The sequence below is a fragment of the Mycobacterium sp. Panama NTM2 genome (genome assembly GCF_054355555.1).
In genome coordinates this window covers 707,534-728,936 of the sequence record NZ_CM135953.1, presented here as the reverse complement: position 1 = coordinate 728,936, position 21,403 = coordinate 707,534, and the positions used below count along the sequence as shown (strand labels likewise).

General features: G+C 69.2%; 24 protein-coding genes. 10 read left to right on the top strand and 14 right to left on the bottom strand.

The features are described 5' to 3' along the window. The first annotated feature begins 20 nt into the window (after positions 1–20). Together menJ and ACXYX3_RS03630 are read left to right on the top strand one after the other, a co-directional pair. Positions 21–1,241, top strand: a complete 1,221-nt coding sequence (gene menJ, locus ACXYX3_RS03635) for a menaquinone reductase (protein ID WP_458610181.1) — start codon at positions 21–23, stop codon at positions 1,239–1,241. 82 nt (positions 1,242–1,323) lie between these two features. After that, complete coding sequence (locus ACXYX3_RS03630; protein WP_458610180.1) at positions 1,324–1,728, top strand: GAF domain-containing protein; 405 nt, start codon at positions 1,324–1,326, stop codon at positions 1,726–1,728. Positions 1,729–1,809: 81 nt separating this feature from the next. Here ACXYX3_RS03630 and ACXYX3_RS03625 read toward each other — a convergent pair whose 3' ends face one another. Together ACXYX3_RS03625 and ACXYX3_RS03620 are read right to left on the bottom strand one after the other, a co-directional pair. Next, complete coding sequence (locus tag ACXYX3_RS03625; RefSeq protein ID WP_458610179.1) at positions 1,810–2,868, bottom strand: alpha/beta hydrolase fold domain-containing protein; 1,059 nt, start codon at positions 2,866–2,868, stop codon at positions 1,810–1,812. 94 nt (positions 2,869–2,962) lie between these two features. Beyond that, positions 2,963–3,649: a demethylmenaquinone methyltransferase gene (locus ACXYX3_RS03620; protein ID WP_241205240.1), complete on the bottom strand. Its 687-nt coding sequence runs from the start codon at positions 3,647–3,649 to the stop codon at positions 2,963–2,965. Between the two features lie 65 nt (positions 3,650–3,714). On the opposite strand from ACXYX3_RS03620, the gene ACXYX3_RS03615 reads away from it, so the two are divergent. Then, entirely contained in the window at positions 3,715–4,539 is an 825-nt protein-coding gene (locus tag ACXYX3_RS03615; RefSeq protein ID WP_241205239.1) for an SDR family oxidoreductase, read from the top strand. A gap of 11 nt (positions 4,540–4,550) precedes the next feature. On the opposite strand, the gene ACXYX3_RS03610 is transcribed toward ACXYX3_RS03615, so the two are convergent. The 4 genes from ACXYX3_RS03610 to ACXYX3_RS03595 all read right to left on the bottom strand — a co-directional run bounded on the left by ACXYX3_RS03610 (position 4,551) and on the right by ACXYX3_RS03595 (position 7,441). Next, the gene (locus ACXYX3_RS03610) at positions 4,551–4,946 is read right to left on the bottom strand and encodes a hypothetical protein (RefSeq protein ID WP_241205238.1); all 396 of its coding nucleotides are present in this window, start codon (positions 4,944–4,946) and stop codon (positions 4,551–4,553) included. Further along, complete coding sequence (locus ACXYX3_RS03605) at positions 4,943–5,440, bottom strand: nitroreductase family deazaflavin-dependent oxidoreductase (RefSeq protein ID WP_458610178.1); 498 nt, start codon at positions 5,438–5,440, stop codon at positions 4,943–4,945. Before ACXYX3_RS03605 ends, ACXYX3_RS03610 begins: the two co-directional genes overlap by 4 nt. Positions 5,441–5,548: 108 nt before the next feature. Continuing rightward, on the bottom strand, positions 5,549–6,175 hold the full coding sequence (locus tag ACXYX3_RS03600; protein ID WP_458610177.1) for a methyltransferase domain-containing protein: 627 nt from the start codon (positions 6,173–6,175) through the stop codon (positions 5,549–5,551). Between the two features lie 138 nt (positions 6,176–6,313). Further along, the gene (locus ACXYX3_RS03595; protein ID WP_458610176.1) at positions 6,314–7,441 is read right to left on the bottom strand and encodes a glycosyltransferase family 4 protein; all 1,128 of its coding nucleotides are present in this window, start codon (positions 7,439–7,441) and stop codon (positions 6,314–6,316) included. Positions 7,442–7,532: 91 nt separating this feature from the next. Between ACXYX3_RS03595 and ACXYX3_RS03590 the strand changes: the two genes are divergently transcribed. Continuing rightward, entirely contained in the window at positions 7,533–8,219 is a 687-nt protein-coding gene (locus tag ACXYX3_RS03590) for a DsbA family protein (RefSeq protein ID WP_458610175.1), read from the top strand. Here the strand turns inward: ACXYX3_RS03590 and ACXYX3_RS03585 are convergent. The 3 genes from ACXYX3_RS03585 to ACXYX3_RS03575 are packed head-to-tail and all read right to left on the bottom strand — an operon-like array spanning position 8,201 to position 11,153. Continuing rightward, the gene (locus ACXYX3_RS03585; protein WP_241205233.1) at positions 8,201–8,731 is read right to left on the bottom strand and encodes a DUF3592 domain-containing protein; all 531 of its coding nucleotides are present in this window, start codon (positions 8,729–8,731) and stop codon (positions 8,201–8,203) included. The genes ACXYX3_RS03590 and ACXYX3_RS03585 overlap by 19 nt on opposite strands. Then, positions 8,728–10,368, bottom strand: a complete 1,641-nt coding sequence (gene menD, locus ACXYX3_RS03580) for a 2-succinyl-5-enolpyruvyl-6-hydroxy-3-cyclohexene-1-carboxylic-acid synthase (RefSeq protein WP_458610174.1) — start codon at positions 10,366–10,368, stop codon at positions 8,728–8,730. Before menD ends, ACXYX3_RS03585 begins: the two co-directional genes overlap by 4 nt. 2 nt (positions 10,369–10,370) lie before the next feature. Continuing rightward, entirely contained in the window at positions 10,371–11,153 is a 783-nt protein-coding gene (locus ACXYX3_RS03575; RefSeq protein WP_458610173.1) for an alpha/beta fold hydrolase, read from the bottom strand. A gap of 106 nt (positions 11,154–11,259) precedes the next feature. Between ACXYX3_RS03575 and ACXYX3_RS03570 the strand changes: the two genes are divergently transcribed. Further along, positions 11,260–12,120, top strand: a complete 861-nt coding sequence (locus ACXYX3_RS03570; RefSeq protein ID WP_458611968.1) for a type IV toxin-antitoxin system AbiEi family antitoxin domain-containing protein — start codon at positions 11,260–11,262, stop codon at positions 12,118–12,120. A 7-nt stretch (positions 12,121–12,127) separates the two neighbouring features. Here the strand turns inward: ACXYX3_RS03570 and ACXYX3_RS03565 are convergent, their stop codons facing one another. Genes ACXYX3_RS03565 through ACXYX3_RS03550 form a run of 4 tightly spaced genes read right to left on the bottom strand, consistent with a single transcriptional unit; the run spans position 12,128 to position 15,284 of the window. Further along, positions 12,128–12,847, bottom strand: a complete 720-nt coding sequence (locus tag ACXYX3_RS03565) for a DJ-1/PfpI family protein (protein WP_458610172.1) — start codon at positions 12,845–12,847, stop codon at positions 12,128–12,130. A 14-nt stretch (positions 12,848–12,861) separates the two neighbouring features. Next, a complete protein-coding gene (locus ACXYX3_RS03560) occupies positions 12,862–13,824 on the bottom strand; it encodes a GlxA family transcriptional regulator (protein ID WP_458610171.1) in 963 nt (320 codons plus the stop codon). Between the two features lie 54 nt (positions 13,825–13,878). Beyond that, a complete protein-coding gene (locus tag ACXYX3_RS03555; RefSeq protein ID WP_458610170.1) occupies positions 13,879–14,844 on the bottom strand; it encodes an o-succinylbenzoate synthase in 966 nt (321 codons plus the stop codon). Beyond that, a complete protein-coding gene (locus ACXYX3_RS03550; protein WP_241205227.1) occupies positions 14,841–15,284 on the bottom strand; it encodes a MarR family winged helix-turn-helix transcriptional regulator in 444 nt (147 codons plus the stop codon). The genes ACXYX3_RS03555 and ACXYX3_RS03550 overlap by 4 nt, the downstream gene beginning before the upstream one ends. Before the next feature lie 47 nt (positions 15,285–15,331). Between ACXYX3_RS03550 and ACXYX3_RS03545 the strand changes: the two genes are divergently transcribed. From ACXYX3_RS03545 to ACXYX3_RS03530, 4 genes are all read left to right on the top strand, one after another. Continuing rightward, a complete protein-coding gene (locus tag ACXYX3_RS03545) occupies positions 15,332–15,799 on the top strand; it encodes an SRPBCC family protein (protein WP_458610169.1) in 468 nt (155 codons plus the stop codon). Between the two features lie 145 nt (positions 15,800–15,944). Continuing rightward, entirely contained in the window at positions 15,945–16,226 is a 282-nt protein-coding gene (locus ACXYX3_RS03540; RefSeq protein ID WP_374238372.1) for a YciI family protein, read from the top strand. Next, positions 16,223–17,446 (top strand): RNA polymerase sigma factor, encoded by a 1,224-nt coding sequence (locus ACXYX3_RS03535; RefSeq protein WP_458610168.1) that lies wholly within the window; start codon positions 16,223–16,225, stop codon positions 17,444–17,446. Before ACXYX3_RS03540 ends, ACXYX3_RS03535 begins: the two co-directional genes overlap by 4 nt. 86 nt (positions 17,447–17,532) lie before the next feature. Next, positions 17,533–18,105: an SOUL family heme-binding protein gene (locus ACXYX3_RS03530; protein WP_458610167.1), complete on the top strand. Its 573-nt coding sequence runs from the start codon at positions 17,533–17,535 to the stop codon at positions 18,103–18,105. A 4-nt stretch (positions 18,106–18,109) separates the two neighbouring features. Here the strand turns inward: ACXYX3_RS03530 and ACXYX3_RS03525 are convergent, their stop codons facing one another. Then, positions 18,110–19,672 (bottom strand): long-chain-fatty-acid--CoA ligase, encoded by a 1,563-nt coding sequence (locus tag ACXYX3_RS03525; protein WP_458610166.1) that lies wholly within the window; start codon positions 19,670–19,672, stop codon positions 18,110–18,112. Positions 19,673–19,766: 94 nt separating this feature from the next. On the opposite strand from ACXYX3_RS03525, the gene fadD8 reads away from it, so the two are divergent. After that, entirely contained in the window at positions 19,767–21,362 is a 1,596-nt protein-coding gene (gene fadD8, locus ACXYX3_RS03520; protein ID WP_458610165.1) for a fatty-acid--CoA ligase FadD8, read from the top strand. Positions 21,363–21,403: the final 41 nt, after the last annotated feature.

The following is a 21,403-nucleotide window of genomic DNA, read 5'->3' as shown; positions in this document are numbered from 1 at the left end:
CAGCCAACATACTGGGAGCCATGCACACGAGCGCTGATGTGGTGGTCGTCGGGGCCGGTCCGGCCGGTTCGGCGGCTGCGGCGTGGGCCGCCCGCGCAGGGCACGAGGTGCTGGCCATCGACTCTGCGACGTTCCCCCGCGACAAGGCATGCGGTGACGGCCTGACCCCTCGGGCGGTGGCCGAAATTCGGCGGTTGGGGCTCGACGGGTGGTTGACCGGTCGGGTCACCCACCACGGACTGCGGATGTCCGGCTTCGGCGCCGACGTCGAGGTCCGCTGGCCGGGCCGGTCGTTCCCGCCGATCAGCAGCGCGGTGCCGCGCCTCGAACTCGACGACCGGATTCGGCAGGTGGCCGCCGACGACGGGGCGAAGATGAAGCTCGGCGTGAAAGCCGTTGATGTGCAACGTTGTTCGGATGGCCGAGTGTCGGCGGTGGTGCTGGACAACGGCGAGGTGGTGGGGTGCCGCGACCTGATCGTCGCCGACGGGGTCCGCTCGGGCGTGGGGCGCGTCCTCGGCCGGCAATGGCACAGGGACACCGTGTACGGCACCGCCATCCGCGCCTACATCGCCACGCCGCGCCATGACGAGGAGTGGATCACCTCGCATCTGGAACTGCGCTCGCCGAGCGGTGAGGTACTGCCCGGCTACGGCTGGATCTTCCCACTGGGTACCGGCGAGGTGAACATCGGCGTCGGCGCGCTCGCGACGTCCAAGCGCCCGGCCGATGCCGCACTACGGCCATTACTGAATCATTACGTCGCGCTGCGGCGATCCGAATGGGGCTTCGACTCCGACGTGCGGGCCGCGCGCTCGGCCTTGTTGCCGATGGGTGGCGCGGTGTCCGGGGTGGCCGGCCCGAACTGGATGCTGATCGGCGATGCCGCGGCGTGCGTGAATCCGCTCAACGGGGAGGGCATCGACTACGGCCTGGAGACCGGCCGGCTGGCGGCTTCCATGCTGGGCACCGGCGACTATTCGCGGGCGTGGCCGGCGGTTCTGGACGGGCACTATGCCCGCGGGTTCTCGATCGCGCGGCGGTTGGCGCTGCTGCTGACGTTCCCCCGGTTTCTGCCGGCGACGGGGCCGCTGGCGATGCGGTCGTCGGCGCTGATGACGGTGGCGGTGCGCGTGATGGGCAACTTCGTCACCGATGACGACGCGGACACCGTGGCGCGGCTCTGGCGGGGCGCGGGCCGGCTGTCGGAGCGGGTGGACGCCCGCCGCCCGTTCACGTGAGCGTTGGTTTGGCGAGCGCGCGCGTCTGCACATCCCCGCGCGGTGTGTCGCGGCGCTGTGCGCGCGCTCGCGGGCCACGAGCGTGACGTCCGTGTACCGGGCGCCGATGCGCTCGCGCGACGACGGCATCGATCATCTGCTGGCGGTGGAGCGTGCGCTGCGCCTGGGGCTGTGTGGATTCGGGTGTGTCGACGTGCCGCAGCGCCAGGTCGAGCGGTTCGCCGCGGTGGCCGACGGAGCGTTCGTGTGGACACGCGACGAGGACGGCCTGTACCGGCTGGGGCGGTTGCGCGGGCCGTACTTCTTCGATGCCGACGGCCTCGATGTCGACCTCGTGCACGTGCGGCCATGTCAGTGGGGTTGCGGTTTCGACGAGAGTCGTTGCCCTGCTGCAGTTGTCGCCACCTTCGCGCGGGGCGGGCGGAACTTCCAGCAGATCCACGACGAGCGTGTGAGCGAGGAATCGGCGCGTCTGTGGACGCAGTAGCGCGCTCGTCGGCGCCGAAAGCGCGCCCGATGTACGCGTGCCACGGCGTGTCGATGTGCAGACACGCGCGCTCGCCGAAGGTCAGGACAGGGAGTGGGCGAAGCCGCTGACGTCTCTGATGCTCGCGGCGAACACGTCCGGCATCGCGTGCGCCAGCAGCAGATCGCCACCATGACAGGTACCGGCGACGAGGCGACCGACCGTCGGCACCCCCGCCCGCACGAGCTGACGGTAGTACTGCAGCCCCTCGTCGCGCAGCGGGTCGAGCTCGTTGACCGAGACCACATGCGGTGGCAGACCGGACAAATCAGCTTCGGTGGCTGCCGACGCCCAGCATGCGGGGTCGTCGGCGTGGCTCCCGTCGGGATCGTAGAGCGAACCGAGAATCGCCAATTGCTCACGGCTGATGAAGTATTCGTCGTTCTCCTCCAACGAGGGCAGGTCCTCGCAGACGTCCTGCCACCTGTTGGAGATGAACGGGCACTGTGCATAGAAGCCCGCGATCTCGCCGATCCAGCCATCCCGTTTCGCCTTGTGCGCCAACGTCAGTGTCAGGTTTCCACCGCCGGACTCTCCGTTGACGACGACGTGGCTGACCCCGAGCTCGGCGCGCTGCTCGAAGACCCACCGGGCGGCCGCGGCGCAGTCGTCGAGGCCGGCGGGGTACGGATGGGGGCCGAGCGCGCCGCCCGAATTGCGGAACTCGACGCCGACGACCACGAGGCCGGTGGCGGCGAGGTGTTCCCGCAGCCGGATGTACGGCAGGTCGGCGGCGCTGGCGATCGCCATACCTCCACCGTGCAGGTGCAGCAGCGCCGGGAGCGGCCCCGCCTCGTCGGTCGGCCGGCTGACGAACAGCGAGATCGAGTTCCCGTCGACCCCGGTGATGGTCGTCGTGGAAGTGGTGACGCCCGCGGGTTGGGCCATGTCTGCAGCCAGGGCAGCGAAGACCGAGCCGATGGCGTTCTCGGCCATCGTCGCGTAGGCGAGCCGCTGGTCCAGGGGTGAGTGCGCGCCGAGGCCGGAGAGCGGGAACCGGCCGTCGAGACCGAAGGCCGCGAGCGCGGTGACCATGCGGGGATCGGAACGCGGGTCGGAGCCCAGGGTGGCGTCGGGATCGGCATGACGTCCGTACGGCATGAGCATGACGCTACGTTCGCGGGTGGCGAGCGCGCGCAAAAGTACAGAAATAGCGGCGTGTCTGCGTGCAGACGCGCGCGCTCGCGGGACGACGTTACGGTCTGGTGGCGGCGTGCAGCGCCACGATGCCACCCGTCAGGTTGCGCCACGCCACGTCCGTCCAGCCGGCCGCCTGGATGCGACGGGCCAGCTCCGCCTGATCGGGCCACGCGCGAATGGACTCCGCGAGATAGACGTACGCGTCGGGGTTCGACGACACCGCGCGGGCGATCCGCGGCAGCGCCTTCATCAGATACTCCTTGTACGTCGTCGCGAACAGACCGTTCGTCGGCGTCGAGAACTCACACACCACCAGCCGGCCGCCGGGACGCGTCACCCGCGCCATCTCCCGCAGCCCCGCGACGTGGTCCACCACGTTGCGCAGACCGAAGCTGATCGTCACCGCATCGAACACACCGTCGGCGAACGGCAACTTCGTCGCATCCCCGGCGACCTTGGGCACCGGCCGGCCCGCCCCCGCCGACAGCATGCCCACCGAGAAGTCCGCCGCCACGCACCATGCACCCGATGCGGCCAGCTCGACCGTCGACACCGCCGTCCCCGCCGCGAGATCCAGCACCCGATCACCCGGCCCGATCCCAAGCGCCTCACGAGTGGCCCGCCGCCAGAACCGATCCTGCCCACCGGAGAGCACCGTGTTGGTCAGGTCATAGCGCCGCGCCACGCCGTCGAACATCGACGCGACCTCGTGTGGGTCCTTCTCCAGCGACGCACGGTTCACACCCGCGAACGTATCACCGACGCGATTCGGGAATGGATGCCAGCGCCACGGGCATTGAACCGCTCATGAGTGAAAAAGTGTGGTTCATCACCGGTGCTTCGCGCGGCTTCGGACGCGAATGGACGATCGCGGCCCTCGAGCGCGGCGACAAGGTCGCCGCCACCGCCCGCGACCTGTCCACCCTCGACGACCTCAAGACCAAGCACGGCGACGCGCTGCTGCCGATCCGCCTCGACGTCACCGACCGTGACGCCGACTTCGCGGCCGTCGCACAGGCCCACGAGCACTTCGGTCGGCTCGACATCGTCGTCAACAACGCCGGCTACGGACAGTTCGGCTTCATCGAGGAGCTCTCCGAGTCCGAGGCCCGCGACCAGATCGAGACGAACGTGTTCGGCGCCCTGTGGATCACCCAGGCCGCGCTGCCGTATCTGCGGGCCCAACGCAGCGGGCACATCATCCAGGTCTCGTCGATCGGCGGCATCACCGCCTTCCCGAACGTCGGCATCTACCACGCCTCCAAGTGGGCGCTCGAGGGCTTCAGCCAGGCGCTGGCGCAGGAGATCGCCGACTTCGGCGTCCACGTCACGCTGGTCGAGCCCGGCGGCTTCTCCACCGACTGGGCCGGCCCCTCGGCCAAGCACGCCGAAGAACTTCCCGACTACGCCGACATCCACGCCAAAGCGGCCGAATCGCGCAAGTCGCGCAGCTCGAAGCCGGGAGATCCGACGGCCTCGGCGCGGGCGATCCTCAAGGTCGTCGACGCTCCCGAGCCGCCGTTGCGGGTGTTCTTCGGCGAGCTGCCCCTGCAGCTGGCCAAGGCCGACTACGAGAAGCGTCTCGCGACGTGGGAAGAGTGGCAGCCGGTGGCTGTCGAGGCGCAGGGCTAGACCGCGGGCGGTCAGTCCACGGTGTGGGTGATCTCCGCCCAGAGCTGATCGCGTTCGTTCTCGGGCACCGTCGGGGCGAACGCGACCACGATGCTCGCGACCTGGCGCAGGCCCCGGTCTGCGGCATACCTCTGCGCGACACCCGTGCCTGGGAAGGACATGATCGTGAACCTGTCGGTGGTGACGGCCTGAGCGCAGCCTGCCTGCGGGCAGTCCGAACGGGTGGTGTCCACCGGATGCAGCACCACGTGGTCCTCACTCTGGAGACGGTCCACCACCAGTTGCGCCACCGATACCGCCGCCGGCGGGGCGCTGTGGGTCACGGTCTCCGACTCGGACGGCGACGTTCCGGAGCACCCCGCACAGCACAGGGCGAGCACCACGCCCGCGCAGAGTCGACGGCTCATGTGATCCTCAGCTCCACCATCGGCAACTTCGTGTCGGGCGGTGCCACTTGCCCGTCGATGCTGCGGTCGAGGACCGCACTCATCGCGTCCCAGGCGCGGGGGTGTGCTGCGATGTAGCGCCGCAACGTGGCGTCGGCCTCGGCGGTTGCCATCCGTCGCGCCGACGCCGGAACGCCCCGGCGACCGCCCGTCCAGACCCTGACATCGGGGTGGGCCATCACGTTGCGGAACCACTGCGCCTTCTCTCCGAAGCCGGATGCGACCACGTACACGTTCGGGTCCGGATGATCGACGACCTCGAGCGCGACGTAGCGCGGCAGCCCGGTTCGACGGCCGGTGTGCTCGAGCACGAGCAACCGCGCTCCGAAGAGTGATCCGAGACCCGCCCGGTAGAGGGCGATCGGTGCGCGCATGAGCGGACGGCAGCGCAGTGCCCTGTCGGCCACGGCCACCATCGGCCTGCTCACGGCGTCGGGAAACGACGCTCCTGCCATCGAAGGGCCTCCTCTACGCGAGCGAACTGCGTCTGCACCCTCCGTCATAGCGAAAACAGTTGCCAATGTGCAACAAATGCGCAACCGACCGGATCGGATCGGACCGGCTCAGATGGCAGCCAGTTCGGCCATGCCGCGCCCGCCGATGATCTCGACGTCCTTGAGCCGCAACGACACTCGCTGACCGAGTTCCTCGACGGCATCGAGGCCGACGGAGGCCCACGTGAACCACGGGCCGACCTCGCCGTCGGTCTCCAACCGCACCATCGTCGTCACCGTCCCGGTCACCGCAGGGTCGAACTCGATGACGCAGTGGCCGCCCTCGCGCAGTAGGGCGCGGCACCGGTTGAACATGCGCTGCGGGTGGCCGCCGATACCGATGTTGCCGTCGGCCAGCAGCACCGTCTGCCACCAGCCCTCCCGCGGCACCGTGTCGAAGACGTCGCCACGCAGCGCCCGCGCGCCCCGCTGCTCGGCCAGGCGTACCGCGACCGCCGACTGATCGATGCCGATCGCGGGGATGCCGCGGCGGCTCAGCCAGGCGGCGAAGCGTCCCGGGCCGCACGCCAGATCGATCGTCGGCCCCTCGGCGCGGGCGGCCAGCGCAGCATCGAAGGGGTCGTCGTCGCATTCGGCCAGCCACCGGTCGACGTGCAGAACCCTGGTTTGGTAGTCGGCGCTGCGGATCCAACATCGCTGCCCGCTGAGCGCAGCGTCATACAGGGCACCGATCATGGATCCTCACTCTCCGCCGCGACACCGGCACAACGCTGTGTCGCCATCGGAGCAGCAGCGGAGCCGTGGCGAGTGCTGTACCCGCCCGGCAGGCGGATTAACCCCGCTCAGTCGAACCAGCGCGTCGGAGCCACCGGGTCACGCGGCCCGGGCCCCGCGCCGACCAGCAACCTCGTCGTAGTGTCCGAGCAGCTCGTCGCAGATCACCGGCCAGGTACGACCCAGCACACTGCGTCGCGCCGCGACCGCATACCGCCGCCGCTCGGCGACGAGATGGTCCACCGACTCCGAGAGCCGGTCGGTGAACTCTGGCACCGGCAGCAACAGCCCGGTGCGGTACGGGGCCACCAGATCGCGCGGGCCGCCCGCGTCCGGGGCGATCACCGGCACCCCTGACGCCATCGCCTCCTGAACGGCCTGGCAGAACGTCTCGTGCTCGCCGGGGTGGACGAAGACGTCCATACTGGCGTAGGCCGCGGCGAGCTCGGCGCCGTAGAGCGCGCCGGTGAACACTGCTTTCGGCAGCTGAGCCTCGAGTTTGGCGCGGTCCACGCCGTCACCGACGATGACGACCTGGATGTCGTCGCGTTCGGCCAGCGGGGCGAGCCGTTCCACATGCTTCTCCGGGGCGAGCCGGCCGACGAAGCCGACGACGGGTTTTCCGTCCGGGGACCACACCCGGTGCAGCTGCTCGTCGCGCGCCGACGGGGCGAATCCGGTGATGTCCACGCCGCGCGCCCACCGGTGTACCCGCGGAATGCCGTGCGCGACAAGATCGTCCATGGCCGCAGTGGACGGTGCGAGGGTGCGGTCGGCCTTGCTGTGCAACCGGCGGGTCCACGCCCACGCAGCATGCGACATCACGCCGATGCCGTAGCTCTGCGCGAAGCCGGCAACATCGGTCTGGAACACCGCGACCGAGGGAACACCGAGGTGCCGGGCCGCGTGGACGCCACCCCAGCCGAGCAGCGCAGGGGACGCCAGGTGCACCACGTCGGGATCGAAGCCGCGCAGCACACCGACCATCCGCGGTCGCGGCACACCCAGCGGTAGCGAGGTCACCTTCGGGAACATCATGGACGGCACGCGGTGGATGCGCACGCCGTCGTGAACGCGGTCGGCCGCCGGCTCGCCCCGCGGGGTGTCCGGGGCGATGACCAGGACCTCATGGCCGGTGCGACGGAGATGCTCCATCACCCGAAGCACCGAGTTGGTGACGCCGTTGACATTCGGGAGGAACGACTCTGCGACGATTGCGACGCGCACGTCCCGACGGTGACAGGACGACCTGTCCCGGAGGTTGCGAGCAGGGATATGTCGCACGAATTGCCCGTGGTGCGGCGTTATTCTTCCCGACATGCAGACGACGCGGACGGCGCGGCTCCTGATCGTGGTCGGGCTGCTGTTCTCAACGGCCGGCTGCGCCGAAGAGATCGCCGGCACCGCCCGTCCCGATCCCGTCACCGCCCCGTTGGCTCTGTCGGCCGACGGCTACGGCGTCGTCGCCGGATTCGACGACGCGCCGGCGCACATCGAGATCTTCACCGAGCCGCAGTGCACTCACTGCCATGAGCTTCAGCAGCAGTTCGGCGACCAGATCGCGTACTACCTGGCGGTGGGCGGGGTTCAGGTCACCTACCGCCCCCTCACGTTCCTCGACGAGGAGGGGCAGGGCTACTCGGCGGCCGTGGTCAACGCCATGTTCGCCGCCGCGGAACCCGCAGGCGACTCGACCACGTCAGGTGTGCAGTTCCAGCACTTCGTCGAAGAGCTGTGGGCACAGCAGGATCCGGGCGGCCCGGCGTTCACCGGCGACGAGCTGCGCACCATCGCACGCAGTGCAGGGCTGCCCGAACCCGTCGCCGACACCATCTCCCAGGCCAAGGAGGTGGTCGACGTCGACGAACTGGAGCAGGCCAATTTCGAGTTGCTCTACACCGCGGATCCGGTCGACACCGGCACTCCGACCGTCGTCGACCTGGACTCCGGGGGGAAGGTCGACATCTCCGACGCCGACTGGCTCGATCAGCTCGTCGCGCCCTGAGTCGGTGCGTCCTGGTTTTCCAGGCGGCGCTGCACCGCCGCGGTGACGCCCAACGCGGCACCGGCGACCAGCCATGCCAGGACCGCGATGGAACCCGCCGGGATGATCGCCAACGATGCATCGCGGTCCCGTACCCGTACCAGATCCGGGTTGTTGGTGTCGTATTCGACGTAGATCTGCATGCCGTTCTCCAACTCGGACGGGTACAACACCCCCAGTTCCGGTCGGTAGGTCACCCTGTCGGGCGTGACGAATTCGATCGTCGACCGCCGCGGTCCGGCATCCAGGACAGTCGCTTCGGCGACACCCATGTGCCGCTCGATCTGGCGGTCGTCACGCCACGCGCCCACCACCAGAAGCACCGACTGCAGCGTCACCAGGCACGCCACCACCACGATGCCGATCCGAATCCTGCGCAGCACCCGGCCCCGGCGCGTCTCCCCCGGCTCGCCGTACAGATGAGGAATGATGAACTGCCACAACGCCTTCAGGCGCGCGAGCAGTGCCGTCACAGGGCAGCCTTGATCGACGCGTGCAGCGACCGCAGCGACGACCGGTCGGCTTTGACCTCGAACACCCGGATACCGTCGTGCGGTTCGTCGAGGGAGGCCGCGAGATCGGCGGCCTCGATTTGCCGGTTCTCCACGTGGTACGCGCGACACAACGCGCCCACGTCGACGTCGTGCGGGGTGCCGAAGATGCGCGAGGACACGTCGGCGAAGCGCGGATCACCCTGCTCGAGCAGCTCGAAGATGCCGCCGCCGTTGTCATTCGACACCACGATCGTCAGCGCAGTCGGTATCGGCTCGGTCGGCCCGACGAGCAGGCCCGAGCTGTCGTGCACGAACGTGAGGTCACCGATCAGCGCGACGGTGCGCCCGCCCGTCGCGCGTTCATGGGCCAGGGCCGCCCCGATGGCCGTCGACACGGTGCCGTCGATCCCGGCGACGCCCCGATTGGAGCGGACCGTGACGTCGGGGGTGTTGAAGCCGACCAACGCGATGTCGCGCACCGGATTGCTTGCGCCGAGGACCAATTGGTCGCCCGGCCGCACCGCGTCGGCGACGGCTTCGGCGACATGGAGCCCCGTGGTCAGCGGGTGGGCGGCGAGCTGACCGCGCACCGCCTCGCAGGCCTGCCGGTGGGCCTGCGCGCACCGGTCGCGCCACTCCTGGCTCGGCTCACCTGAGGTGACCGCGCGCGTGCCCGTCGCCTGCGAGTTACCCGACACGTCCGGCCACCGCGGCCCGGTGGTCAACGCGTACACCGGAATCGACGGGTCGGCCAGCAGCGCCGACACCGGACGGTGCAACGTCGGCCGGCCCAGCATGATCACCTGCTGGGGACGAATGAGGTTCAGCGCCAACGGATGCAACGGGTTGGCGGCATACGGAGCGGTCGGCTCGGCGACCGTGGGCAGATGCGCGAGGTTCGGATGCCCGCCGGCGCCGTGGCCGGCGATCACCACGGTGTCCGGGGTGATGTCGATGTCCAGCGGCTGGTCGAACGTGACGGGCGGGGTGATCGTCCACGGCCGCCCGCCGGGACGGCCTTCGGGAGCGTAGGGCTCGCCGGGTTCGTCCACGGGGGGCACCAGCGGTTCGCGCAGCGGGATGTCGAACTGGACGGGCCCCGCGTTGGCCGACCGCGCGCCCGTCGCGGCGACCAGCACCCGGCACGTCGCCGACCGCCACTGGGCGTTGAGGGAGGCCATCTTCTCCGGCACGTCCTCGGCCAGACCGAGGCTGATGTTGGCCCGCATCTGGGTGCCGAAGTAGCCGAGCTGTTCGAAGGTCTGGTTGGCGCCGGTGCCGAGCAGCTCGTAGGGCCGGTTCGCGCTGAGCACGATCAGCGGGACGCGGGCGTAGTTGGCCTCCACGACGGCAGGCCCGAGGTTGGCCACCGCGGTGCCCGACGTCATCGCCACGCACACCGGGGCGCCCTGCGCGACAGCCAGGCCGATGGCCAGGAAGCCGGCGGTGCGCTCGTCGATGCGGACGTGCAGCCGCAGGCGGCCGGCACGGTCGGCGTCGTGCAGGGCGAAGGCGAGCGGAGCGTTGCGCGAGCCCGGGCACAGGACGACGTCGCGGACGCCGCCGCGGACGAGCTCGTCGACGACCACCCGAGCCTGCGCGGTCGAGGGGTTCACCACTACAGGGTATCGGCGAAGAAATTGAGGATCGCGGTGTTGACCACCTGCGGCTTCTCGATGAAGCCGAGGTGTCCGGTGCCGGGGATCTCCAGGAACGTCGCGTTCGGCATCGCGTTGGCCACCTCGCGGCCGAGGTAGGCGGGCAGCACGACGTCGTCGGCGAACCCGATCACCAGCGCCGGGGTCTGCACGTTCTGGTAGGCGGCCAGCCGGCTGCTCTGCGGCGCGATCGACAGCTGAGTGCGCATCCCCGGGGTCGGCTTCTGCGGCCACATCGTGAACATGTCGATCCAGTCGCGCACCGCGTTGTCGTCGTTCAGCGTCTTCGGCGAAAAGCTTTCCAGCAGGCGCACTTTGGCTTCGAACTCGACAGGGAGCTCGATCCCCGATGCGGCCAGCGCCTCCTCGCCGCGCCAGAAGAAATCCCGGGCGCGGTCGTGGCGGCCGCGGGTGGCCATCAGCACCGCCGAGCGCACGAGGTCGGGACGCGCGACCATCAGCTCCTGGGCGATGTAGGAGCCCATCGACAGCGCGACGATGCGCACCGGGGCCAGGCCCAGCTTCTCGATGATGTCGACGACATCGCCGACCATCGTCTCGGTCGTGAACCCGTCGGCGTTCTCCGTGGCGCCCACCCCGCGGTTGTCGAACGTCACACATCGGTAGCCCGCGCGGGCGAAGACCGGCACCTGATGCAGATGCCAGGTGCGACCTGCGCCCCCACGACCCGCGATGAAGAGCACCGGATCGCCGGTACCGCGATCGTCGTAGGCCAAATTCACCCCGCAATCGTACGAATCGGGCGCGCCAACCGACATGCGGCGTCGGTTTGCGCGCCGGATTCGCCGGGAGTGGAACCGTTCGCGCGTCGTGTGCGTCCCACCTGACGTGCTCAGCGATTATCTGCGCGACCAGGACGGCGTGATCACCCTCGACCAGGCGCGATCGGCCGGTCTTAGCGGACGGGCAGTGCGCCATCGCGTGCAATCGGGCCGCTGGCGCAGAACCGGACGGGGCGTGTACTTCGTCGATGACCGTCCGTTCACCGACGCAGCCCGGGTCCGCGCGGCCGTCTGGGGTTACGGTGCCCGCTCGGCTGCCAGCGGACTGACCGCAGCCTGGTGGCATGGATTGACACAGTTCGTACCGGAGAGGCTCGAGGTGACGGTGCCGCGTGACAGCCACGGTCGACGGCACGATGGGACACGCGTGCGACGACGTGACTTGATGCCGCCCGACGTGGTCGAGCTGCGGGGCGTACGGGTGACCGCCCTGCCGCTGACCGTCGTGGAAGCCGCTGCGCGACGTCGCGACGGCGCCAAGCTGATGGACAACGCGCTGCAGCTACGTGTCGATGTACACAGCCTGTGGCAGGCGCATCTGCGGAACAAGGGACGAACGGGTGCACCCCGGGCACGGATGCTCCTGCACGCCGCATCCGATGGAGCCCGGTCCGAGGCGGAACGCCGTATTCACGGGCTGCTCCGTGGTGCCCGGATCACCGGGTGGAAAGCCAACTACCGCATCGGCAACTACCGGGTCGACATCGCGTTCGTTCGAGCCAAGGTGGCGATCGAGGTCGACGGCTTCGCCTTCCACAGCGGCACAGCGGAATTCCACCGTGATCGCAGCCGTCAGAACGACATCGTGTTGATGAACTGGCAGGTCCTTCGCTTCACGTGGCTCGACATCGTCGAGTATCCGGAGAAGGTGATCGCGACTGTTCGGGCCGCGATTTCGGCGCGCTGACCGACGCTCAGTGTCGATTGGCGCGCCGGATTCGCGCGAGGGCGGCATCCCACATCAGGCCGCCGGCCGCCGCGAGCGACGCGGGTTTGGCCAGGTCGCGGCTCATCAGCGCGGTGGCGGCGGCCTTGGTCGACGCGGACGCCTTCGACATGTGCCCGGAGTCGAACGGCGGTTGCGGGTCGTACTCCATCGACAGCTGGATGACCTTGGCCTTGGCCTCGCCGCCGATGCGGCCGGTCAGCCACAAGCCCAGGTCGATGCCCGCCGAGACGCCGGCGCAGGTGACGATGCGCTCGTCGGCGGCCACGATCCGCTCGTCGCCGACCGGCGTCACCCCGAACGTCCGCAGCACCGGCAGGGCCGCCCAGTGCGATGTCGCCCGCTTCCCCGTGAGCAGGCCGGCGGCGGCCAGGATCACCGACCCCGAGCACACCGACGCCGTCCACGTCGACGTCTCGTGGGCGCGGCGCACCCACTCGAGCACCTTCTTGTCGCGTGCGTGCTCGAGTGTGGTCATGCCGCCGGGGATCAGCACGATGTCCGGCGCCGGGGTCTCGTCGAAGCTGTGGGTGGCCCCGACGAGCAGCACCTGCGAATCCGCGGCGATGGGCCCGGGCTCATGCCAGACGAAGCGGACCTCGGTGTCGGGCAGCCATCGCAGGCATTCATAGGGTCCGATGAAGTCCAGCGCAGTGAACCCGGGATAGAGCACGATCGCGACCTGCATGGTCGAGACTCCTTTCAGGCGAACGTCTTTCGATACTGATCGGGGGACACACCGAGACGGCGGACGAAGTTGCGGCGCAGCGTCTCGGCCGAGCCGAATCCGCACCGCGCGGCGATCACCGTGACGGGATCGTCGGTCTCCTGCAGCTGGCGGCGGGCCGCCTCGACGCGGACCCGCTCGACATAGGCGCCGGGCGCCTCACCGACCTCGTCGGTGAACACCCGGGTGAAATGCCGCGGGCTCATCGCCGCGCGCCGGGCCAACTCGGCGATGCTGTGCGCGTCGCCGGGCGCGGCTTCGATGGCCTCCTGCACGTCGCGGATCGGGGTGCGGCGGGCGCGTGGCATCCACACCGGCGCCGCGAACTGCGTCTGCCCGCCCGGCCGGCGCAGGTACATCACCAGGTGACGGGCCACTGTCTGCGCGGCGTCGGTGCCCAGATCGTCCTCGACGAGCGCCAACGCGAGGTCGATGCCAGCCGTCACGCCCGCGGCCGTCCACACCCGCTCGGAGCTGCGGACGAAGATCGGGTCCGGGTCGACGGTGATCGCCGGGAACTCCGATGCCAGCTGCGGTGCGAACGCCCAATGCGTGGTGGCCACGCACCCGTCCAGCAACCCGGCCTCGGCAGCCAGCACCGCGCCGCTGCACACGCTGACGACGCGCCGGGCGTGCGGCGCGACAGCGGCGATCCAGTCGATGACGGCGGGGTCCTTGCGGGCGACCTCGGTGCCGGCACCGCCGGGCAGCACGACGGTGTCGATCGGCGCGGCGGGATCGGGCAGCGGATTCGCCACGAGCGTCAGGCCGGTGCCGGTGCTGACCGGTGCGCCGCCCGCGGAGACGACGCGCACGTCATAGCCGTCTACCCCGAGGCTGCCGGCGTACAGCGACGCCCCGGTGAACACGTCGAACGGACCGATCATGTCGAGCGCCTGCACACCCTCGAAGCCGAGGATCACAACCTGCCGCGCCATGGTCCTCAGTCTCGGGGACTGTAGTCATGGCGTCCAGGCCACGCACCCCACAGATCAGGACACGAGCGGCCAGCACTCCCGGATGCGCTCGATCCACCACCGACGGCGCTGGGGGTCTGCTGCCAAGGCGCTCAGCCGTGCCGGGTCCGGCGTCACGGCTGTGGCGGGCAGGAACCCGTCGACCTGCGGCGTGGGCGCGGCGACGTCCTCGACGAACAGGCTGCCGGTGCCCAGCCCGCAGGCGTGCGGCAGGTCGGGCAGGCAGCCGGCGGCGACGAGGCCCGCGCCGATGCCGACCGCCGAGTCCAGGGCGCTCGACACGACGATCGGGATGTCGATCTGTGCGGCGATCGCCAGCATGGCACGGACCCCGCCCAGCGGGGCGACCTTGAGCACCGCGATGTCGGCAGCCTGCGAGCGCACGACGTGCAGCGGATCCTCGGCCTTGCGGATGCTCTCGTCGGCCGCGACCCGAACATCGACGCGGCGGCGCACTTCGGCCAGCTCAGGGACCGTCGCGCAGGGCTGTTCGAGGTACTCCAGCGGCCCGTCGGTGGTCAGCGCCGCGGCGGCAGCAACGGCGTCCTCGACGGTCCAGCCGCCGTTGGCGTCGACGCGAACGGTGGGTACGAGCGCGCGCACGGCGTTGACACGGGCGATGTCGTCGGCCAGCGATTGCCCGGGTTCGGCGACCTTGATCTTCGCGGTGCGGGCACCGGGGAACCGGGCCAGTACCTCCGGGACCTGCCCGGCAGGCACCGCGGGCACCGTCGCATTGATCGGGATGCGGTCTCGCTGCGTCGACGGCAACGGCTGATACGCGGCCTCGAGCGCGGCGGCCAGCCAGTGCGCGGCCTCGGCGGGGCCGTATTCGACGAACGCACCGAACTCGCCCCAGCCCGCGGGGCCCTCGATCAGCGCCACCTCCCGCGTGGTGATGCCTCGGAATCGCACGCGCATCGGAAGGGCGACGACGTGCACACGGTCGAGAAGGTCGGCGAGATCCATCTCGTCGATCATCGGCCATCCCCGGGTTGCGCCTGGGTGAAGGCCGCCGCGATCGCGTCGAGCCCCTGCACCAGCGCGCGCCGGTCCCGCTCGGTCAGCCCGGCGCCCGCCGCGGCGACCCGCTGTCCGAGGGGGCGGTAGATGTCGGCGAGCGCACGCCAGGTGGCGTCCCGGAGCGCGACCATCACACTGCGCCGGTCACGCTCGGCGGCGCGACGCTCGACCAGGCGTGCCGCTTCGAGGCGATCGACGAGCGCGGTCACCGATCCGCGCGACAGTCCGAGGTGTTCGGCCAGCCACGCCGCGCTGCGCGGGCCCTCCTCCAGAGCGTTGAGCGCTCGCAGATCGCTGCGCCCGATCCTCAGCGCCCGGCATGCCGCTTCGTCGAAATTCTCCATGGCGCGCCAGAGGTCGCGACATGCCGTCAGAACGTCCGCACCGCTGTCCACCATGATTCGATCAACGTATCATTCGATCATCGAATCATTCTGGAGGTGTCATGCGCTGGACCGAGAGTGTGCTCATCGCCCGCCCCGTCGCCGCGGTACAGAGGGCGATCGCCGATGAACACGAATTGCTGAAGTGGTCGGCGTGGCCGGACGCCACCGGCTACAGCTGCCGCATCGACGGCGACGGGCGCAGCCCCGGATCGGCGATCGTGTTCACCGACACCAAGGGGGTCACCCAGGGTCGTCAGGTGCTCCACGCCGCCGACGAGCGGACGGTCGACTACCGGTTACGCAATCGGGGGCCCGGTGGCCGGGAGATGACTCCGCAGCTGACCTTCCGCCTGGAGGACATCGATGGCCGGCACACGCGGGTGTACCTGGACTTCAGCGCCACGGCACCACTGCCACCGGGCCTGCGCCAGCTGGTGGAGGCAGCGATGGCGCGTCGGGTCCGCCGCCTCCACATCAAGGATCTCGAGCAGCTCAAGGCGTACGCAGAAGAACGAGAAGTCCGGTGATGTCCTTTTCCGTTCGTCGCGATCGTCTTACTGATGTGATCCCAACAGTGGGACCGCCCGAACGAAGGAGAACACGATGCCCCAGTACGCCGCCATCATCTTTTCCGCCGACGTCGACTGGACGGCGCCTGAGCACGCGGCCACCATGGCCGAGTATGGCGAGTTCGGCGCGGCCCATGGCGCCTCGATTCGCGGTGGAGCCGCGTTGTACCCCACCGCGACGGCCACCACGGTGCGGGTGCGCGGCGCTCGCGGCGGCGAGGTCGTGCTCAGCGACGGCCCGTACGCCGAGACAAAGGAAGCGTTGACCGGCTTCTACCTCCTCGAGGCCGCCGATCTCGACGAGGCTCTGCGAATCGCCGCGGACATTCCCGCCGCGTGGGGCGGAGCAGTGGAGGTCCGTCCGGTGATCGAATTCGGGGAGTGAACCGGGCAGATCAACAGCTTGCCGAGACGGTCCGGGCCGAGGGTGCGCGCATCCTCGCCACGCTGGTCCGGAAGCTCGGCGATCTGCACCTGGCCGAGGATGCCGTGCAGGACGCGATGCTGCGGGCTCTGGCCCAATGGCCCGTCACAGGCGTTCCCGACTCCCCGAGGGCGTGGCTGACCGTCACTGCCCGGCGAGCAGCCATCGACGTCTTGCGCCGGGAGACGGCGCGCACGTTCAAGGAGCGAGCCGCTGTGGATCTCCACGTCGACGACGATCCCCTGGAGCACATCGTCGAGGATGACATGCTGCGGCTGATCTTCACCTGCGCACATCCGTCCCTCGGCCTGCCCGCCCAGGTCACCCTTGCGCTGCGAACGCTGTGCGGGCTGTCGACAACCCAGATCGCGTCGGTGCTGCTGACCAGCGAGGCAGCCGTGGCCAAGCGACTGACTCGGACGCGCGCCAAGATCGCCCGCGCCGGAATTCCGTACCAGGTGCCATCAGCAGCGGAATTGCCGTCACGACTCGCGGCAGTCTGCGCGGTCGTGTACACCCTCTACACCAGCGCGCACACCGCGACATCGGGTCCACACCTCAGCGATGTCGACGGCTGCCGGGAAGCCGTGCGACTCGCCCGTCTGGTGGTCGAGCTGATGCCTGATGAGGGGGCGCCCATGTCCCTGCTGGCACTGTTGCTACTCACCGAGGCCCGTCGCGGCGCGCGCACCGACCCTGACGGGCATCCGGTGGTTCTGGCCGATCAGGACCGCGCCAGATGGGACCGCGCGGCGATCGACGAGGGTTGCCGGCTGCTCGCAGCGTCGCTGCGGCGCTCCGACGGCATCGCCGATCCCTACCAGCTGCAAGCTGCCATCGCGATGGAGCATGCGCGCGCCACGTCGTACCGCGACACCGACTGGGCCGAGATCGTTCGGCTCTACACCCTGCTGACAGAGGTGGCACCGAGCCCCGCCAACCGAGTGGCACGGGCCGTCGCCATCGCCGAGATGTCGGGCCCCGCGGCGGGACTACGGGCACTCTCCGACATCGATCTCGACCACCGCGGACACGCCGTTCGCGCCGAGTTGCTCGCCCGGGAGGGGCGCTTCGCCGAGGCCATCGAGCAGATGTCTGCCTCACTCGCCGGGCCCCTCAGCACCGCGGAAGCCGATCATCGGCGGGCTCTCATCGCACAATGGACGCCTCCGACGATGTGACCGCCTATCCGATTGCGTCGCGGCGACGAAGAAAGATTGCGTCGAGTACCACGCGGGTAGATCGCCGATATGCCGAGGAGCACGTTGTGAATCCGATCCTGAAGTTCGCCAGCCAGCTCGGTGAGTCTGCGCTGTCCATCGTCGGCGTGCGGACCGTCGAGGAACCCCACTACATCAAGCGGCCGCTGACCGATCGGGTGGAGATCCGCCAGTACGGCTCGCGGATCGCTGCCGAGACCACGGTGACCGGCGAGAAGCAGAAGGCTCTCAACGCCGGCTTCCGGCGGCTGGCCGGCTACATCTTCGGCGGCAACCACCGCGACACCGAGATCGCGATGACCGCGCCCGTCTCGCAGACCGGGAACGCCGAGGACGGTTGGACGGTCCGGTTCTTCATGCCGTCGAAGTGGTCGATGGAAACGCTGCCGCAGCCCGACGACGAGAACGTCCGGCTGGTCACCGTGCCACCGCAGACGGTCGCAGTGCTGTCGTTCACCGGCGATCGCAGCGCGGGAGCCGTCGCCGCCCGCAGCGAGGAACTCCGAACGACGCTGCGGGACAACGGTGTCGAACCCAAAGGCGAGACGACCGCGTGGTTCTACGATCCCCCGTGGACGCTGCCGTTCCGGCGGCGCAACGAGGTCGTCGTCACCATCTAGGGAGCTAGACCGTCGTGCGGTCCCGGCCGTCCCAATGCGGTTTGCGTAGCTCCTTTTTCAAGACCTTGCCGGTGGGATTGCGAGGTAACTCGTCGGTGATGTCGATGGTCTTGGGGCACTTGTAAGCCGCCAGGCGCTCGCGGGCGAACGCGATCAAGTCCTTTTCGGACACCTCCTGTTCGACCACCACCACCGCCTTGACCACCTCACCCCACTTCTCGTCGGGGACACCGATCACCGCGACCTCGACCACGGCGTCGTGCTCGGCGAGCACGCGTTCGACCTCGATCGAGTAGATGTTCTCGCCGCCGGAGATGATCATGTCCTTGAGGCGGTCCTCGACGAAGATGAAGCCGCCGTCGTCGACCCGGCCGATGTCCCCGGTGCGGAACCAACCGTCCTCGGTGATCGCCTCGGCGGTGGCGTCGGGCTTGTTGTGGTAGCCCTTCATCAATTGCGGTGAGCGGAACCACAACTCGCCCTGTTCACCGGCGGGCACGTCCTCGAGCGTGTCGGGATCGACCACGCGCACCTCGGCGTTGGGCACCAGTGTCCCTGCGCTGGAAAGCCGTTCCTCCCGGCCGGGATCCCGGTGCGCCTCGGGCAGCAGGTGGCTGACCACCCCGCACAGTTCGGTCAGGCCGTAGGCCTGGATGAAATCCGTGTCCGGCCAGGCCTCGAGCGCCCGCCGCAGCAGTGGCAGCGGCATCGGAGACGCGCCGTAGCCGTAGGTCTTCAGCGAGGCGAACAGCTTCACGGCGTCCTCACCGGAGTCGAGCACCTTGGCCAACACCGCCGGGACGAGGAAGGTTCGGTTGGCGCCCTTGAAGATGGCGCCGGCCAGCGATGCGCCGTCGACCTCGCGGGTCATCACGCTCGGGAACCCGTCGTGGATCGCGAACTGCGCGTAGGACGAACCGCCGACGTGGAACAGCGGCATCGACACCATGTTCTTGTCGCCCTCGTCGAACTCGAACCCCTCGTGGGCGTTGACGGTGTGGGCGATGATGTTGGCCTGGGTGAGCTCGACGCCCTTGGGGCGGCCGGTGGTGCCCGACGAGTACATGATGATCGCGACGTCGTCGGGTTCGACATCGCGGGAGCGCTGCACCGGTGTCGCGGCCTCCAGGACCTTCTCGTACTCGTCGTCCCCCTCGGGCGTCACGGAGATGACGTGCTCGATGTTGGTGAGCTTGTCGCGGATCTTGTCGATCGACGCCATGAACTCCTTGCCGGCGATGAGCACCTTGGCGTCGGAGTCGTTGAGCACGTAGTCGAGTTCGTCGGCGGCGAGGCGGAAGTTGATGATCGCGGTGGCCGCACCCAGAGACGCGGCGGCGATGGTCAGCTCGACGCATGCGGGATGGTTCTTGTCGAGGAACGCGACGACGTCGCCGCGCGTGACGCCACGCTCGGTGAGCGCGCCGGCGAGCCGCCGGATGCGGTCGTCCCACTGCGCCCAGGTCCAGTTCCGGTCGAGATAGTCCATCGCCTCCGCGTCGGGCTGGGTCGCGGCCCAGTGGGCGACGCGTTCGTCGAGGAAGCGGGGTTCGGGCAGATCAGCCATGGGCAGCAGCGTGCCACGCCGGTGCTCGTCGGAACCGTCGTTTCGTGGGATCTGAGGCTTGGTCAGAACTGGAACACGTTCTAGTCTGGAGCGCATGACCGATCTGCTGCGGCACCCCGTGCACTCCGGACACCTCACCGTCGGCGCCCTCAAGAGGCACCGCGACCGGCCCGTGCTGTTCCTCGGCGACACCACGCTCACCGGCGGTGAGCTGGCCGATCGCATCAGCCAGTACATCCAAGCGTTCGAAGCGCTGGGCGCCGGCACCGGTGCCGCAGTGGGGTTGTTGAGCCTGAACAGGCCCGAGGTGCTCATGATCATCGGCGCCGGGCAGACCCAGGGATACCGCCACACGGCACTACACCCTCTCGGCTCACTCGACGATCACGCCTACGTGCTGTCCGACGCCGAGGTGACGTCGTTGATCATCGACCCGAACCCGATGTTCGTCGAACGTGCGCTGGGGCTGCTCGACAAGGTGCCGTCGTTGAAGCAGATCCTGACCATCGGCCCGGTGCCGTCCGAGCTGGCCGACGTCGCGGTGGACCTGAGCGCCGAGGCCGCGAAGTACCCGCCCCGGCCACTGGTGGCCGCGGACCTGCCGCCCGACCACATCGGCGGCCTGACCTATACCGGCGGCACCACGGGCAAGCCCAAGGGCGTCATGGGGACGACACAGTCGATCACCACGATGACGACGGTGCAGCTGGCCGAGTGGGAGTGGCCGGAGAACCCGCGCTTCCTGATGTGCACACCGCTCTCCCATGCCGGCGCGGCGTTCTTCACGCCCGTCGTCGTCAAGGGTGGCGAACTGATCGTGCTGACCAAGTTCGACCCGGCCGAGGTGCTACGGGTGATCGAGGAGCAGAAGATCACCGCGACCATGCTGGTGCCGTCGATGATCTACGCGCTGATGGATCATCCGGACTCGCACACGCGGGACCTGTCGTCGTTGGAGACCGTGTATTACGGTGCGTCGGCGATGAATCCGGTGCGCCTGAAGGAGGCGATCCGCCGGTTCGGCCCGATCTTCGCCCAGTACTACGGGCAGTCCGAAGCGCCGATGGTGATCACCTATCTGTCGAAGAAGGACCACGACGAGAAGCGGCTGACCTCGTGCGGACGGCCGACGTTGTTCGCGCGGGTGGCGTTGCTCGGCGACGACGGGCAACCGGTGCCGCAGGGCGAGGTGGGCGAGATCTGCGTGTCCGGGCCGCTGCTGTCGGGCGGGTACTGGAAGCTGCCCGACGCGACGGCGGAGACGTTCCGCGACGGGTGGATGCACACCGGCGACCTGGCTCGCGAGGACGAGGACGGCTTCTACTACATCGTCGACCGGACCAAGGACATGATCGTCACCGGCGGCTTCAACGTGTTCCCGCGCGAAGTGGAAGATGTTGTGGCAGAGCATCCTTCGGTAGCGCAGGTGTGTGTGATCGGCACACCCGACGAGAAGTGGGGCGAAGCGGTGACAGCCGTGGTGGTGCTGCGGCCCGACGCCGCGTCCGACGAGGGTGCCGTGGCGACGATGATCGGCGAGATCCAGGCTGCGGTGAAGGATCGCAAGGGCTCGGTGCACACGCCCAAGCAGGTGGTGGTGGTCGACTCCGTGCCGGTGACGGCGCTGGGCAAGCCGGACAAGAAGGCGGTGCGGGCGCAGTTCTGGGAGGGCGCGGCCAGGAACGTGTGACGATGCGTGCGCTCGGCTGCGGCGAGCGCGCGCGAAATGCC